Origin of the sequence: Xanthomonas sp. NCPPB 1128 (assembly GCF_001043115.1) — a bacterium.
Taxonomy (GTDB): Bacteria; Pseudomonadota; Gammaproteobacteria; order Xanthomonadales; family Xanthomonadaceae; genus Xanthomonas_A.
Genome location: NZ_LFME01000027.1, coordinates 1 through 15,251, shown reverse-complemented (window position 1 = coordinate 15,251; position 15,251 = coordinate 1). Strand labels below are relative to the sequence as shown.

Annotated in this window: 13 protein-coding genes; 7 read left to right on the top strand and 6 right to left on the bottom strand. The window is 68.1% G+C overall.

Annotation, left to right across the window (positions count from 1 at the left end):
- Nucleotides 1–167 precede the first annotated feature (167 nt).
- Together ACP93_RS15600 and ACP93_RS15595 are read right to left on the bottom strand one after the other, a co-directional pair.
- Nucleotides 168–1,862 carry a proline--tRNA ligase gene (locus ACP93_RS15600; protein WP_048491590.1) on the bottom strand — a complete coding sequence of 565 codons (1,695 nt, stop codon included), beginning with the start codon at nucleotides 1,860–1,862 and terminating at the stop codon, nucleotides 168–170.
- Nucleotides 1,863–1,951: 89 nt separating this feature from the next.
- Nucleotides 1,952–2,344 (bottom strand): DUF4124 domain-containing protein, encoded by a 393-nt coding sequence (locus ACP93_RS15595; RefSeq protein WP_048491589.1) that lies wholly within the window; start codon nucleotides 2,342–2,344, stop codon nucleotides 1,952–1,954.
- Nucleotides 2,345–2,421: 77 nt separating this feature from the next.
- On the opposite strand from ACP93_RS15595, the gene pssA reads away from it, so the two are divergent.
- The 4 genes from pssA to ACP93_RS15575 all read left to right on the top strand — a co-directional run bounded on the left by pssA (nucleotide 2,422) and on the right by ACP93_RS15575 (nucleotide 5,936).
- The gene (gene pssA, locus ACP93_RS15590; RefSeq protein ID WP_048491588.1) at nucleotides 2,422–3,198 is read left to right on the top strand and encodes a CDP-diacylglycerol--serine O-phosphatidyltransferase; all 777 of its coding nucleotides are present in this window, start codon (nucleotides 2,422–2,424) and stop codon (nucleotides 3,196–3,198) included.
- A gap of 14 nt (nucleotides 3,199–3,212) precedes the next feature.
- Nucleotides 3,213–3,683, top strand: a complete 471-nt coding sequence (locus ACP93_RS15585; RefSeq protein ID WP_204243707.1) for an alanine acetyltransferase — start codon at nucleotides 3,213–3,215, stop codon at nucleotides 3,681–3,683.
- Nucleotides 3,680–4,168 carry a ribosomal protein S18-alanine N-acetyltransferase gene (gene rimI / locus ACP93_RS15580; protein WP_048491587.1) on the top strand — a complete coding sequence of 163 codons (489 nt, stop codon included), beginning with the start codon at nucleotides 3,680–3,682 and terminating at the stop codon, nucleotides 4,166–4,168. Before ACP93_RS15585 ends, rimI begins: the two co-directional genes overlap by 4 nt.
- Before the next feature lie 613 nt (nucleotides 4,169–4,781).
- Complete coding sequence (locus ACP93_RS15575) at nucleotides 4,782–5,936, top strand: pectate lyase family protein (RefSeq protein ID WP_048491586.1); 1,155 nt, start codon at nucleotides 4,782–4,784, stop codon at nucleotides 5,934–5,936.
- 262 nt (nucleotides 5,937–6,198) lie between these two features.
- On the opposite strand, the gene ACP93_RS15570 is transcribed toward ACP93_RS15575, so the two are convergent.
- From ACP93_RS15570 to ACP93_RS15560, 3 genes are all read right to left on the bottom strand, one after another.
- Nucleotides 6,199–9,240 (bottom strand): valine--tRNA ligase, encoded by a 3,042-nt coding sequence (locus ACP93_RS15570; protein ID WP_048491585.1) that lies wholly within the window; start codon nucleotides 9,238–9,240, stop codon nucleotides 6,199–6,201.
- 110 nt (nucleotides 9,241–9,350) lie between these two features.
- Nucleotides 9,351–9,776, bottom strand: coding sequence for a DNA polymerase III subunit chi (locus ACP93_RS15565; RefSeq protein WP_026144777.1), 426 nt, complete (start codon nucleotides 9,774–9,776; stop codon nucleotides 9,351–9,353).
- A gap of 111 nt (nucleotides 9,777–9,887) precedes the next feature.
- Complete coding sequence (locus ACP93_RS15560; RefSeq protein ID WP_048491584.1) at nucleotides 9,888–11,369, bottom strand: leucyl aminopeptidase; 1,482 nt, start codon at nucleotides 11,367–11,369, stop codon at nucleotides 9,888–9,890.
- Nucleotides 11,370–11,476: 107 nt separating this feature from the next.
- On the opposite strand from ACP93_RS15560, the gene lptF reads away from it, so the two are divergent.
- The 3 genes from lptF to ACP93_RS15545 all read left to right on the top strand — a co-directional run bounded on the left by lptF (nucleotide 11,477) and on the right by ACP93_RS15545 (nucleotide 14,460).
- Entirely contained in the window at nucleotides 11,477–12,562 is a 1,086-nt protein-coding gene (gene lptF / locus ACP93_RS15555; protein ID WP_048491583.1) for an LPS export ABC transporter permease LptF, read from the top strand.
- The gene (gene lptG / locus ACP93_RS15550) at nucleotides 12,559–13,665 is read left to right on the top strand and encodes an LPS export ABC transporter permease LptG (RefSeq protein ID WP_048491582.1); all 1,107 of its coding nucleotides are present in this window, start codon (nucleotides 12,559–12,561) and stop codon (nucleotides 13,663–13,665) included. Before lptF ends, lptG begins: the two co-directional genes overlap by 4 nt.
- 120 nt (nucleotides 13,666–13,785) lie before the next feature.
- On the top strand, nucleotides 13,786–14,460 hold the full coding sequence (locus ACP93_RS15545; RefSeq protein ID WP_204243704.1) for a methyltransferase domain-containing protein: 675 nt from the start codon (nucleotides 13,786–13,788) through the stop codon (nucleotides 14,458–14,460).
- A 159-nt stretch (nucleotides 14,461–14,619) separates the two neighbouring features.
- On the opposite strand, the gene ACP93_RS15540 is transcribed toward ACP93_RS15545, so the two are convergent.
- Entirely contained in the window at nucleotides 14,620–15,096 is a 477-nt protein-coding gene (locus tag ACP93_RS15540) for an RDD family protein (RefSeq protein WP_048491580.1), read from the bottom strand.
- Nucleotides 15,097–15,251 lie beyond the last annotated feature (155 nt).

Sequence of the window (15,251 nt, the reverse complement as noted above, 5' to 3'; positions counted from 1 at the left end):
ATCCGGCTTATTCGCTTCCGGGTATCTCCGGATGCAATGCCCTGGAATATGTCCTTATATATTCATGCCCGGCGTATTCAATTGCGCAGATACCTTGCCGGTTTCACTCATGCGGCGTGATGGTGGCGTAAAGAAGAAGGGCCGGGATATCGTCCCGGCCCTTCTGGTCATGCCTGCAGTCGCGCCTGCAAGGTGGCGCGATCCAGGTGTTCGGCATCGCCGCCGCTGCGCGCGCGATATTCGAACGTGCCGGCGGCCAAGCCCCGCTCCGAGACCACCACCCGGTGCGGAACGCCGATCAATTCGATATCGGCGAACATCGCGCCGGGGCGCAGGCCACGGTCGTCCAGCACCGCATCCAGTCCGGCCTGCTGCAGTTCCGCCAGCAGCGCCTCGCCAGCGGCGTCGACCGCCGGATCGCGCTTGGGGTTGATCACGCACATGGCCACCGCCCACGGCGCCATCGGCTGCGGCCAGCGGATGCCGGCGTCGTCGTGGTTCTGCTCGATCGCCGCGGCGACGATGCGGGAAATGCCGATGCCGTAGCAGCCCATCGCCAGCGTCACGGTCTTGCCGTTCTCGTCCACCACGGTGGCATCCAGCGCCTGCGCGTACTGGCGGCCGAGCTGGAACACATGGCCGACCTCGATGCCGCGCGCCAGGCGGATCTCGCCGCCGTCCTGGGCGCGCTCGCCCTCGACCACGTTGCGCAGGTCGGCGACGGCGTCCGGCTCCGGCAGGTCGCGGCCCCAGTTGACCCCGGCCAGGTGGAAGCCGCGCTCGTTGGCGCCGACCACGAAGTCGGCCAGCGCCGCCACGTCGCGGTCGGCGACCACGCGGATCGGCTGGCGCGGGCCCAGCGGGCCGAGGAAGCCCGGCTCGCTGCCCAGGTGGGCGAGGATCTCGGCTTCGGTGGCCATGCGGTAGCCGGCCAGGCCGGCGACCTTGCCCAGCTTGATCTCGTTGACCGTGTGATCGCCGCGCACCAGCGCCAGCACGAAGCGCTCGCCGGCCATCACCGCCACCGACTTGACCGTGCGCTGCAGCGGGAGGCCGAGCAACTCGGCCACCGCCTCGCAGGTCTTCTGGGCGGGCGTGGCGACCTTGCGCAGTTCCTCGCCTGCCGCCGCGCGCGGCGCCGGTGTTGCGGCGATGGCGGCTTCGACATTGGCCGCGTAGTCCGAGCCGGTGGAGAACGCCAGCGAATCCTCGCCGGAGGCGGCCAGCACGTGGAATTCCTGCGAGGCGTCGCCGCCGATGTCGCCGGAATCGGCCTGCACCGCGCGGAACTGCAGCCCCAGGCGGGTGAAGATGCGGGTGTAGGCCGCCTTCATGTTCTCGTACTCGCGCGCCAGGTCCTCGTCGCTGATGTGGAACGAGTAGGCATCCTTCATCAGGAACTCGCGCGCGCGCATCACCCCGAAGCGCGGGCGGATCTCGTCGCGGAACTTGGTCTGGATCTGGTAGAAGTTGACCGGCAACTGCTTGTAGCTGCTCAGCTCCTGCCGCGCGAAATCGGCGGCAGCCTCTTCGGCGGTCGGGCTGTAGCAGTAGTCCTGGTCCTTGCGGTCCTGCATGCGCAGCATCAGCCCGCCGAACTTGCTCCAGCGCCCGGTGGCGTCCCACAGCTCGCGCGGCTGGATGGTCGGGAACAGCACTTCCACGGCGCCGGCGCGGTTCATTTCCTCGCGCACCACCGCTTCCACCTTGCGCAGCACGCGCAGGCCCAGCGGCGACCAGGTGTACAGGCCGGAGGCGAGCTTGCGGATCATGCCCGCGCGCAGCATCAGCTGGTGGCTGACCAGTTCGGCGTCGGCCGGGGTTTCCTTGGTGGTGTGCAGGTGGAACTGGGAAAGGCGCATCGAGGGGCTTCGCAGACGGCGGGTCGCCCATTTTGCCAGTCATTGCCGGCGCTGCGGGCATCGCCCGCGGCCGGCCGTGCGCGTTTGGCTTACTTGGCGGGTGCGGCGGCCGGGGTGCAGTAGGCCTTGATCGCGGCCTCGGCCAGGGCCTTCTGCGAGGCGCGCTGGGATTCGTCCAGCTCTCCGTCCGGCTTGCCGTCGCCATCGCTGTCGGTGGTGATCTTGCCGGGCTTGTCGAGGATGTCCAGGTTCTTGCGCGCGGTCAGGCACTGGCCGTTCTCGGCCGGGGCCGCCGCGGGCGTCTCGGCCGGGGCGTCGCCGCGGGTGTCGACCTTGCGCACCTGGTACTCGCCGCCGGGGGGCGGGGTCTCGGCATAGTGGGTGACGCCCTGCGCGTCCTTCCATTGGTACAGGGTGGTGGCGCCGAGCATGCCGCTGACGGCGAGCAGGGGCAGGCAGCAAAGCCGGGGCAGGACGCGCATCTCGGTCTCCAGGGCGCGGCGGGAGCGCCGATTGCAGCACCCGCCGACGGGCCTGGCAAGTCGATTAGACTGACGGGATGGACTCATCCCGACCGCCCCCCCGTTCGCGCACCATCTACCTGCTGCCGAACCTGTTCACCACCGCCGGCCTGTTCTCCGGCTTCTACGCCATCATCGCCGCCGCCAACGGCCAGTTCGTGCACGCCAGCGTGGCGGTGTTCGTGGCCGCGGTGATGGACGGGCTGGACGGGCGCGTGGCGCGGCTGACCGGCACCAGCAGCGAATTCGGCGTGCAGTACGACTCGCTGGCCGACCTGGTCAGCTTCGGCATGGCGCCGGCCCTGGTGATGTACCACTGGTCGCTGTCGGCGCTGAAGTTCGACGGCAGCATGCTCGGCCGGGTCGGCTGGTCGGCAGCGTTCCTGTACGCGGCCTGCGCCGCGCTGCGCCTGGCCCGCTTCAATACCCAGGTCGGCACGGTCGACAAGCGCTGGTTCGTGGGCCTGGCCAGCCCGGCCGCGGCCGGGCTGATGATGGCGTTCGTGTGGTCTTTCGCCGACGGCTCGCTGGGCTGGGACGGCGAACAACTGCGCTATGTGGCGCTGGGCCTGACCGTGACCGCAGCGCTGCTGATGGTCAGCCGCATCCGCTTCTGGAGCTTCAAGGGCAGCGGCGAGAAGGGCCCGCGCACCGACCGGGTGCCGTTCCTGATGCTGGTGCTGGCGCCGATCGTGCTGGCGGTGCTGGTCATCGACCTGGCGCGGGCGCTGCTGGCGATCGGCGTGCTGTACGCGCTGTCCGGGCCCTGCCTGTGGCTGTGGCGGCGCTGGCGCAAGGTGCCGGACGCGACATGAGCGAGCACGCATCCATGGATGCGCCGTTGTGGTCGGCCGAGCAGGTCGGCTGGCTGCAGGCGCTCGGCCACACCGTGTACGTGGATGCCGCAGCCGTGATCGAACCGGCCCCGCCGCCGCAAGAGGCGCCGGTGGCGCCGGTGCAGCGGTCTGGGCCGGGATCGGCGCCGCCACGGGGAGGTCACGCCGCCGAACTGCCAGCCGCCGAGATGCCGGAACGACGGCGCGCGCCGTCGCCACCGGCTCCGGTGGTGCAGCCGGACGCGGTACGTGCGGCGCCTGCGGCAGGTGCGCGCCGGGTCGGCCTGCGCCTGCCCGACCGGCTGCAGATCGCCTTGTTGCGCGCCTCCGGCCTCAATCCCAACGATCCGGCCACGCAGGCGCTGATGGCGACCTGGCCGCTGGACGAACTGCGCGGCAATGCCGCGGCCAAGCGCGCGTTGTGGCCGCAGTTGCGCGCGCTGCGCAAGCGGGCGCCGCGATGAGCGCGCTCGGGTCGGCACCTGCGCCAGCGGCCACGCTGCGCGCCCTGCGCGAGGCCGATCTGGATGCGGTGATGGAGATTGAGCGCCGCGCCTATCCGTTTCCCTGGACCCGCGGCATCTTCCGCGACTGCCTGCAGGCCGGTTATCCGGGCTGGGTGCTGGTGGAGGAGGGCACGATCGTCGGCTACGGGGTGATCAGCGTCGCCGCCGACGAGGCGCATATCCTCAACGTCTGCGTGGCGCCGGAGCGGCAGTCGCGCGGCTACGGCCGGCTGCTGCTGCGCGCGTTGATCAAGTACGGAGTCGACCTCGGCGCGCGTCGGGTGTTCCTGGAAGTGCGTCCGTCCAATCCCAACGCGATCGCGCTGTACCACAGCGAAGGCTTCAACGAGATCGGCCGGCGCCCGCGCTACTACCCGGCTGCGAACGGGCGCGAGGACGCGCTGGTGATGGCGATCGAGCTGTTCTTCGACGGCATGTCCTGAGGCCCCTGCGCGTTCGCCGCGGGCGACGTGCGGTTTCATTTGAGCGCTGCTGCCGCCTGTGTGCGGACGTTGCCGGCACAAGCGACCGGCAATGGCGCTGGCCTGTGCCGCGATGGCACTGCACCGCGTGCGCGCCGCAACCTGATCTAGGCGATCCCGCTGCAGGCAGTCGGCGTTGTCGGCCTGGTGTTCGCTGTGGCGAGTGCACCTGTGTGCTGCGTGTCGATCGACAAGGCCTGGCGCTCACTGCCCCTGCCTGTTGCGTTTTCCCGGCGTTTTCGCGCCCTCGCACGCGATCCCCTCAATGTCGCCTCCTGTCGGTGGGACAGCGTTGTTGTCCCGCAGCGATGGCGAGGCGGCGCGTTGCCGCGCGCAGGCGATTCGTGCGCGATGGATCACACATCGTGCGACTGGATCGTGGGGTGCTGTCGTCGCCTCTTTACACGCGCCACGCGCTCCCTACAGTGCGCGCCTCTTCGGCGCCTGCCTCCCACGAAGGCATGACCCGCAGTTGTCCGAGGGGACAGCGAACGCGCAGGCGTCGCCGTGCATTCCGCTGTCGCGGAGCACGTGCGCCTGCGTCCAAACCACGCATGCTCACGAGGTTTCCAGGATGACCACGCAGTCCCTCATCGCTTCATCGCCGCGTTCGCCGCTGCGCACGCTCGGCCTGGCCCTGTGCCTGGCCGGCCTCGCCGGCGCCGCCCATGCCGACGCCAGCCTGGAGGTCGCCAGCACCGGCTGGGCGACGCAGAACGGCGGCACCAAGGGCGGTTCCAAGGCCGCCGCGGCCGACGTCTACAGCGTCAGCACGGCGGCGCAGCTGAAGGCCGCGCTGAAGGCCAGTGCCGGCAGCAACGGCCGCATCATCAAGATCAACGGCATCATCGACATCAGCGAAGGCACGCCCTACAGCACCACCGCGGACATGAAGAGCCGCGCGCGCCTGGACATCCCGACCAAGACCACGCTGATCGGCGTCGGCAGCAACGCCGAGATCCGCGAGGGCTACTTCTACGTCAAGGCCAACGACGTGATCGTGCGCAACATCACCATCGAGAATCCATGGGATCCGCAACCGGTGTGGGATCCGAACGACGGCAGCGCCGGCAACTGGAACTCCGAATACGACGGCATGACCATCGAGGGCGCCAGCAACGTGTGGGTGGACCATGTGACCTTCACCGACGGCCGCCGCACCGACGACCAGAACGGCACCGCCAACGGCCGGCCCAAGCAGCACCACGACGGCGCGCTGGACATCAAGAAGGGCGCCAACTACGTCACCGTGTCCTATTCGGCGTTCAAGTCGCACGAGAAGAACAACCTGATCGGCTCCAGCGACAGCGCTTCCAGCACCGACAGCGGCAAGCTCAAGGTGACCATCCACAACACCTTATTCGAGAACATCTCCGCGCGCGCGCCGCGGGTGCGCTTCGGCCAGGTGCACCTGTACAACAACTACCATGTGGGCAGCACCAGCAATGCGGTGTATCCGTTCTCCTATGCGCACGGCGTCGGCAAGGAGTCGAAGATCTTCTCCGAGAACAACGTCTTCGACATCAGCGGCGTGAGCAGCTGCGACAAGATCGCGGCCGACTACGGCGGCAGCGTCTACCGCGATTTCGGCTCGCTGCTCAACGGCAAGGCGCTGACCTGTTCCTGGAACAACAACATCGGCTGGACCCCGCCGTATACCTATTCGCTGCTGCCGGCGAACAAGGTGGCGGCGGACGTCAAGGCCAAGGCCGGCGCCGGCAAGCTCTGAGGGAGTCGCTGTGCCGCCGCCTGGAAGGCCGGGCGGCGGCGTGGTGTGGTCATGCTCAGTGTCGTCGCTTCGCCGGTCGACGGCGTAAGAGAATTGGCGCGTTGTTCGTGGTGTCTGACGATGCGGCGTCGCGGCTGGATCCAATGTGCAGGATGCCGGCACTCCCGCAGCGAGCTCGAATTCATGTTGTAGGAGCGGCTTCAGCCGCGACCCGTCAGGGACGGAGGTCGCGGCTGAAGCCGCTCCTACAACTGGGGTGACACTACAGCTTGGCGCGCTGCGCGCGCAGGCCGTCGAGTTGCGCGCTCCAGTCGGCCAGGCGCTGGCGTTCCTGCTCGATCACCGCCGGCGGCACCTTGTCGGTGAACTTGCCCAGCTTGGCCTCGCTCTTGTCCTTCTCGGACGCGACGCGGGCGATCTCCTTGTCCAGGCGCAGGCGCTCGGCATCCAGGTCGACCAGGCCTTCCAGCGGCACCAGCAGCGTCAGCTCGCCGACGATGGCGGTGGCCGCGGCCGGCGCCGCGGCACCATCCTGCAGCCACTCGATATCGTCGAGCTTGAGTAGGAAGCGCAGCTGTGGCGTGAAACGTTCAACGCGGGCGCGGTCTTGCGTCCAGTAAGAGGGAGCGGACCTTTCGGAAACCACTGTGGGGTTATCCATCTGCGCACGATCCTGCGCCTGGCCGCCCTGCAGCAGCAGCGGCACCTGCCGCGACGGTGCCACCTGCAGTTCGCTGCGCACGCGGCGCAGCGCCGACACCATCGCCTTCAGCCATTCGACGTCGGCCGCGGCGCCGTCGTAGGCGGATACGTCCATCGACGCCGCGTCCGGGTAAGGCTGCAGCGAGATGGTCGGCGCGGCGATGCCCAGGCGCGGCGCCACCTGCTGCCACAGTTCCTCGGTGAGGAACGGGGTGAGCGGGTGCAGCAGGCGCAGCAGGGTTTCCAGCACGTGCAGCAGGGTGTGGCGGGTGCTGTCGGCGGCGGCCGCGTCGTCGCCGCTCAGCGCCGGCTTGGCCAGTTCCAGGAACCAGTCGCAGAACTCGTTCCAGGCGAATTCGTACAGGCACTGCGCCAGCAGGTCGAAGCGGTACGCGGCGAACTGCGCCTGCGCCTCGGCCGTGACCGCCTGCAGGCGCAGCAGGATCCACTTCTCGGCATCGGTGACCGGCGCAAGCTGTTGCGACTCCCGACTCCCGACTCCCGAATCCCCGCCCGGCGTGTTCATGAGCACGAAGCGGCTGGCATTCCACAGTTTGTTGCAGAAATTCTTGTAACCCTCGGCGCGGCCCAGGTCGAACTTGATGTCGCGGCCGTGGCCGGCCAGCGCGGCGATGGTGAAGCGCAGCGCGTCGGCGCCGTGGGCGGCAATGCCGTTCGGGAATTCCTTGCGCGTGGCCTTCTCGATCTTGGGGGCGTCCTGCGGCTTCATCAGCCCGGTGGTGCGCTTGGCGACCAGGTCCTCGATGCTGATCCCGTCGATGATGTCCAGCGGATCGAGCACGTTGCCCTTGGACTTGGACATCTTCTGGCCTTGCGCGTCGCGGATCAGGCCGGTGATGTAGACGTCGCGGAACGGCACCTTGCCGGTGAAGCTGTCGGTGGCCATGATCATGCGCGCCACCCAGAAGAAGATGATGTCGAAGCCGGTGACCAGCACGCTCGACGGCAGGTAGCGATCGAAGCCGCGCTCGGCCATCGCCTGCGAGTCCGGCCAGCCCATGGTCGCGAACGGCCACAGCTGCGAGGAGAACCAGGTTTCCAGCACGTCGCTGTCCTGGTGCAGGGCGACGTCGGCGCCGAGGCCGGCCTTGGCGCGCGCGTCGGCCTCATCGCGGCCGACGTAGCAGTTGCCGGCGTCGTCGAACCAGGCCGGGATGCGATGGCCCCACCACAACTGGCGGCTGATGCACCAATCCTGGATGTTCTCCATCCAGTGGCGATAGGTGTTGATCCAGTTCGGCGGCACGAACTGGATCTGCCCGGACTCGACCAATTCCAGCCCGCGCTTGGCCAGCGCGTCCATCTTCACGAACCACTGGTCGGTGAGGTAGGGCTCGATCACCTGGCCGGTGCGGTCGCCGCGCGGCACCTGCAGCTTGTGCGGCTTGGTCTCGACCAGAATGCCGAGGTCTTCCAGATCTGCCAGTACCGCCTTGCGCGCGTCGAAGCGGTCCAGGCCGTGGAATTTTGCGGGGAGCGAGATCTCGTTGGGATTGGGGAAATGCCGATAGTTGGCGTCCTTGCCGAAGAGTTGGGTATAGCTCCCGCTCGAATCGACAGGGCCCTGACCCATCGAGTAGAAATCGGCCATGCGTGATGCGATGGGGTGCGCACTGATCTTTGCGTCGGGCGTGAAGATATTGATCATCGGCAACCCATGCCGCACGCCGACCTGGTAATCGTTGAAATCGTGCGCCGGCGTCACCTTGACCACGCCGGTGCCGAACGCGCGGTCCACATAGTCGTCGCCGATCACCGGCACGCGGCGGCCGGTCAGCGGCAGGGTTACCGTCTTGCCGATCAGGTGCGCGTAGCGCGCATCCTCCGGGTGCACCATGACCGCGGTATCGCCGAGCAGGGTCTCCGGGCGGGTGGTGGCGACCACCAGGTAGTCGCGGGTCTCGCGCAGGGTCTCGTTGCCGTCGGCGTCGTGCTCGACGTGCTCGTAGCTGGCGCCGTCCTCGAGCTGGTAGGCGATCGACCACAGGAAGCCGTCTTCCTCCACGTTCTCCACTTCCAGGTCGGAGATCGCGGTCTTCAGCACCGGGTCCCAGTTGACCAGGCGCTGGCCGCGGTAGATCAGGCCCTGCTCGTGCCAGCGCACGAAGGCCTCGATCACCGCCGCCGACGGCTGCGGATCCATGGTGAAGGTGCTGCGCGACCAGTCGGCCGAGGTGCCGAGGCGGCGCATCTGCCGCTCGATGGTGTCGCCGGAGTGCTGCTTCCACTCCCACACCTTGGCGATGAAGCCGTCGCGGCCCAGCGAATCGCGGGTCTCGCCCTTGCCTTCCAGCGCCAGGTTGCGCGACACCACCATCTCCGTGGCGATGCCGGCGTGGTCGCTGCCGACCTGCCACAGCGTGTCGAAGCCGCGCATGCGGTGATACCGCACCAGCGCGTCCATCAGCGTCTGCTGGAAGGCGTGGCCCATGTGCAGCGTGCCGGTCACGTTCGGCGGCGGCAGCAGCACGGTGTACGGCGCGCCCTGTCCGGACGGCACGAAGTAACCGGACGCTTCCCATTGCGCGTACAGGCGCGATTCGAAGGAAGTGGGATCGTAGCTGGAGGCGAGGGTGGTCATGGGGGAGCCGGGATTGGGGATTCGTAATTCGGGATTCGTTGCTGTGCGGCGTGGATGGAGGGGCGAGGCAGGAATTCATCCCGAATCCCCAATCCCCAATCCCGGCTCCATCACATATCGTGCTTGCTGACCGCGTAGCCCTGCGCCTTGTACTGCTTCCAGCGCTCGCGCAGCGGGTCGCGCGCGGACGGGTCGGCCGGTACCACTTCCAGGACGCGGTCGCAGGCGCCCAGGTAGGGCGCATCGCGCAGGTTGATCACCAGCGGGCGCTGCGGCGCGTCGACGCCGGGCGGGACGATCAGCACCTGTGCCTCTTCTTCGTCGGCATCGGCGTCGGCGATCTGGTGCGGGATGTAGGCGTCGGCATCGAACGCCCACAGCAGCTCGTCCAGCTCCTCGGCCTGGGCCATGTCGCGCGCCAGCACCAGCGTCCACAGGTTGGCGTCGTTGGCCTTGCGCGCCAACTCGCACACCAGCCGCAGCGGTTCGTTGAGGAACCGCGGCTTGGCGATCAGATAGAAGTCGGCGCGCATCAGAACAGGGAATGGGGAATGGGGAATAGGGAATGGGAACAGCGGGTGGCGGCGCGTGCGCCGCCCCAGATTGGGTCAGACAAGTCGCTTTTCACGATTCCCGATTCCCGTTTCTCAATTCCCGGCCGCAACGCGGTCCAGCAACCACTGCGACAACAGGCCCACCGGGCGGCCGGTGGCCATGCCGCGCTTGCCTTCGTCGCTGGCCACGCCGGCGATGTCCAGGTGCGCCCAGCGCTGGCCTTCGGTGAAGCGCGACAGGAAGCAGCCGGCGGTGATCGCGCCGGCCCAGCGGCCGCCGATGTTGTAGACGTCGGCGAAGCTGGAATCCAGCAGGCCCTGGTACTCGTCCCACAGCGGCAGGCGCCAGGCGCGGTCGAACACGTGCTCGCCGGCGGCCAGCAGTTCGGCGGCCAGGTCGTCGTGCTTGCTCATCAGGCCGGCGGTCTGGTGGCCGAGGGCGACCATGCAGGCGCCGGTGAGGGTGGCCACGTCGATCAGCGCCGCCGGCTTGAAGCGCTCGGCGTAGGTCAGCGCGTCGCACAGGATCAGGCGGCCCTCGGCGTCGGTATTGCCGACCTCGATGGTCTTGCCGGACATGCTGGTGATCACGTCGGACGGGCGGTAGGCATTGCCGTCGATCGCGTTCTCCACCGCCGGCACCACCACCACCAGGTTCAGCGGCAGGCGCGCGGTCGCGGCGGCGACGAAGGTGCCGATGACGTTGGCGCCACCGCACATGTCGTACTTCATCTCCTCGATGCCGCCCTGGGTCTTCAGGTTGACGCCGCCGGTATCGAAGGTGATGCCCTTGCCGACCAGTACGTAGGGCTGGGCGTCGCCGCTGCCATTCCACTTCAGCACCAGCAGCCGCGGCCGGTTGGCCGAGCCGCGCGCCACCGCCAGCAGCGAGCCCATGCCCAGTTCCTGCATCTGCGTCTCGTCGAGGATCTCGGCCTCGGCGCCGTCCACGCCCTGGGCGAAGGCGGCCGCGGTCTCGGCCAGGTAGGCCGGGGTGCACAGGTTCGGCGGCAGGTTGCCCAGTTCGCGGGCGAATTTCACACCAGCGGCGATCGCCTCGCCCTGGGCCAGTGCGGTGGCGTCGTCGCCGTGCACGGCCAGGCGGGCGAGGCCGCTGTCGTCGGGCTTCTTCTTGCCGAGGGTGGCGGTGTAGCGGTAGCAGGCGTGGTCGCTGGCGATCACCGCCTGGCGGATCGCCCAGGCCTGGTCGCGGCCCTTCACCTCCAGCTCGCTCAGGGTCAGCAGCGCGCTGGCCGCCGGCCCGCTCTTGAGCGCGCGCGCGGCGTCGCCGACCGCCTTCAGGTATTGCGGCACGCCGAACTTGGCGGCGTCGCCCAGGCCCACGGCCAGCACGCGCGGCGCGCTCACGCCAGGCAGGTCGTGGAGCAGGGCGGTGGCGCCGGTCTTGCCGCTGACGTCGCCGCGCTCGGCCAGCGCGGTCAGGCGTCCGCCGCTGGCCGCGTCCAGGGCCTGGGCGGCCGGGGACAGGCGCTTGTCGGCGAACACGCCGACGACGATGCAGTCGAACGCCGCGGTGGCCGGGGCGTCGTGGTTCAGGGTGAATTCCAGGGCCATTGATCAGATTCCGTTGGCAAATCCGTACAATCGCGGACTCTTTACCCCCAGTCGGATAGGCTGGGGCAGCCGCGAACGAATCCTAGAGTTTAAATCAACCCACCCCCATGCCGAAGCTCGATCGATACCTGCTGCGCGATTTCGTCCAGAGCTTCTCGGCCACCCTGATCGTGCTGCTGGTGGTCAGCGTCGGTGGTGTGCTGGTGGACATCCTGGGTAACATCGCCGATGGCCGCATCCCGGCCAAGTTGTTGTTTTCACAGCTGGGCCTGCAGTTCGTGGTGTACCTGCCGCTGATCCTGCCGCTGGCGCTGATGCTGGGCCTGCTGCTGGCGCTGGCGCGGTTGTACCGCGACTCGGAAATGGCGGTGATCACCGCCATCGGCGTGGGCCCGCGGCGCCTGCTGCGGCCGATCCTGATGCTGGTGATCCCGGTGGTGACCCTGGTCGGCCTGTGCTCGCTGTGGCTGGGCCCCTGGGCCGACCGTACCTCCGACCGGCTGATCGACGAGGCCAACCACAGCCTGCTGATGGCCGGGCTGGAGGCGGGGCGCTTCACCCCGTTGTCCGATGGCGGCATCGTCTACATCAGCACCCTGTCCGGGGACGGCACCAAGCTCAGCAAGGTGTTCATGCAGCGGCAGAAGGACGGCCGCCTGGACGTGGTCACCGCGCAGCGCGGCGCCATGTTCTTCGAGGGCAAGGCCGACCGCTACCTGCGCCTGGAGGATGGCTACCGGGTCGAGGGGCCGCTGGCCGGCGATGGGCTGGACTACCGGATGATGCGTTTCGTCAGCAACGACGTGGCGCTGCCCGACCGCAACGCCGCGCGCAAGGACGACGATCCCGAACTGCTGCCCACCGGCAAGTTGATCGGCGATCCGCGCCCGCAGGCCAATGCGCAGTTGCATGCGCGCCTGGCGCCGCCGCTGCTGGCGCTGGCCTTCGCCCTGCTGACCCTGCCGCTGTCGCGCAGTTCGCCGCGGCAGCAGCGCTACGGCCGGATCATGCTGGCGTTCCTGGCCTATCTGGTCGGCACCAACCTGATGTTCCTCGGCACGCAATGGCTGAGCACGGAGAAGCTGCCGCGCGCGCTCGGCCTGTGGTGGCTGACCCTGCCGTTGCTGGCCTTGTCGGTGTGGATGTACCTGCGCGATGGCCGGTTGTCGCGGCCGCGGAGGCAGCCGGCATGAGGCTGCGTCCGAACCTGCACGATGTGTACGTGGGCCGCGCCGTGCTCGGCACGGTGCTGCTGACTTGGGCGGTGCTGCTGGGCCTGGACGTGATCATGGCCCTGTCCAACGAGTTCAAGGTCATCGGCACTGGCAGCTACAGCCTGGGGCATGCCGCCGCCTTCGTCGCCTACACGGTGCCGCGCCGCGCCTACACCCTGTTCCCGACCGGCGCGGTGATCGGCGTGCTGATGGGCCTGGGCCAGCTTGCGGCCACTTCCGAACTGACCGCGCTGCGCGCGCTGGGCCTGTCGCGGCGCCGGCTGAGCCTGGCCGCGGCCTCGACCATGGCGGTGCTGACCGTGGCGATGGTGGTCAACGGCGAGACCCTGGCGCCGTGGGCGCAGAACCAGGCCGATGCGATCAAGGCCAACGCCAAGTACAACGGCGACATGAGCATGGCCCGCTATTCGGGGCTGTGGGCACGCGAGGGCAACACCTTCCTCAACGCGCAGGCTGGCGAAGAGCACCTGGAGGACGGCGGCGGCACCTGGCTGGAACTGCGTGACGTGCGCCTGTACACGCTGGACGAAAGCGGCCGGCTGGCCTCGCTGACCCACGCGGCCATTGCCGAGCACCGGCACAGCGGCTGGACGCTCAAGCAGGCCTACCGCGACACCTTCGCTGAGCGCTCGGTGCAACGCGAGAAGTTCGACAGCCTGCCGTGGCAATCGCGGCTGGATGCGGCGGCACTGGCCTCGGGCCTGGCCAAGCCGCGCAACCTGTCGGCGCGCGACCTGCACACCAGCATCGAATACCGCCGCCGCAACGGCCTGGACGCGCGCGACTACGAGGACCAGTACTGGAGCCGCTGGTTCTATCCGCTGAACGTGCTGGCGCTGTGCTTCGCCGCGATCCCGTTCGCGTTCGGCGCGCTGCGCAGCGGCGGCATGGGCAAGCGCCTGTTCCTGGGCATTCTGTTCGCCCTGGTGTTCTGGCTGCTGCAGCTGTTCTTCGGACGCATGGCCGGCGCCCTGAAGTTCGACTATCGCATCGCCTATGCCTTGCCGCCGTTGGTGATGCTCACCGTGTCCTGGTTGCTGTTCCGAAAACGCAGCAGTTAGCGCGGGGTACATGCGGCGTCGGGCACTGGCGCTCTTTCGAGTGGCGTCGCCCGTCGGCTCGATGAAGTCTGAAATCGTTGTATTTGCCAACTGGAAGGGTTTTCGATGCATCCCACTGCAATGAGCAATGGCCAGCGTTTCTTTGACGCTTACTCCGAGTCATTCAAAAGCCAATCGAGCGTCAAGGTCGTCGAGATCGGATCCAGGAATTTCAACGGCACCCTGCGCCAGGTCACGCCGGAGCCGTTCGAGTACATCGGTGTGGATTTCGCGAGCGGCGACGGCGTCGATGTCGTGCTGGATTCGCCGTACTCGCTGCCGTTCGACGACGCCTCCATCGACATGGTGCTGTCGAGCAGCTGCCTCGAACATTCGGAAATGTTCTGGGTCGTGTTCCTGGAGATCCTGCGGGTCCTCAAGCCAGGCGGGCTGTGCTACCTGAATACGCCGTCGAACGGCGATTTCCATCGGTATCCGGTCGATTGCTGGCGCTTCTATCCGGACGCCGGCCAGGCGCTGGTCACCTGGGCGAAGTGGAACAAGATCGATGCGGTGCTGCTCGAGTCCTATGTCAGCAACCAGCACCTGGACCAATGGAACGACTGCGTGACGGTCTTCCTGAAGGATGCGCAGCACCTCGATCGCTATCCGACGCGGATCCTGGACACGTTCCAGGACTTCCGCAATGGCACCAAGCATGGCGTCGAAGGATTCCTGAACCTCAGCGATTCGCCCGAGGACAGGGTGCGGCTGGCAGTCATCGAACGGGTCGTGACCGGGCAAACCAAGGTCTAATTCCGCTCCGCTGCGCTAATGCATTGGCGCAGCGCGGCGTGCCGTGTTCTCGCGTTGGATCGTGCGTGAGGGCGATGCAACAGCGGTGCGTCGTCGCCGTGCCGCTGCGGCATTGGATAGGGCGCACACGTCGAGGTGCAGCTATGCCCTGTGCTGACGTCAGGGCTTTGCTTTTGGTGGCCGCGTCAGGCGAGTGCCGCTGGCGCGGTCGTGCCACGTCAATCGCTCCCGATCGACCAGCGCCCACCAGAATCCCAGTCCGCCCAGCAGCAACGACACCGTGCCGACCAGATAGCGCCGCCACAGCGCGCCCCAACCTGGCGCGTTGCCGTCGGCACCGTGCAGGCGTAGCCGCCACGGACGCATGCCCAGGGTCTGGCCGCCGCGACGCCAGCTCAGCGTCGCATACAGGCCGGCGACCACCCAGCAGCACACCCACAGCAGCCACTGCAGCGCGCTGAACGGCGCGATGTTCTCGCGCGGCGCATGGCCCTCCAGCGTGTAGCCAAGGGTGAACAGCGCCGAGACCACGAACCACAGCGCCAGCACCGGCCAGGCGTCGTAGAACAGTGCCAGCAGCCGCCACAACAGCAGCGCGCGTGGACGGGGGGCGGAAGCGGAAGGCGGTGCGCTCATCGGCACAGCTTAGAGCCAGTCGCGCGCTTTGCGGTGGACCGTGCACATCGCAGTGGTGCTGCTGGCGCACGCCATCCCGGTGCGCTGCCCGGCCACGTCGACCTTGCACACCCAGGCAAAGCGGCTAGGCTTTTCCCAATCCCCAATCCCGGCTC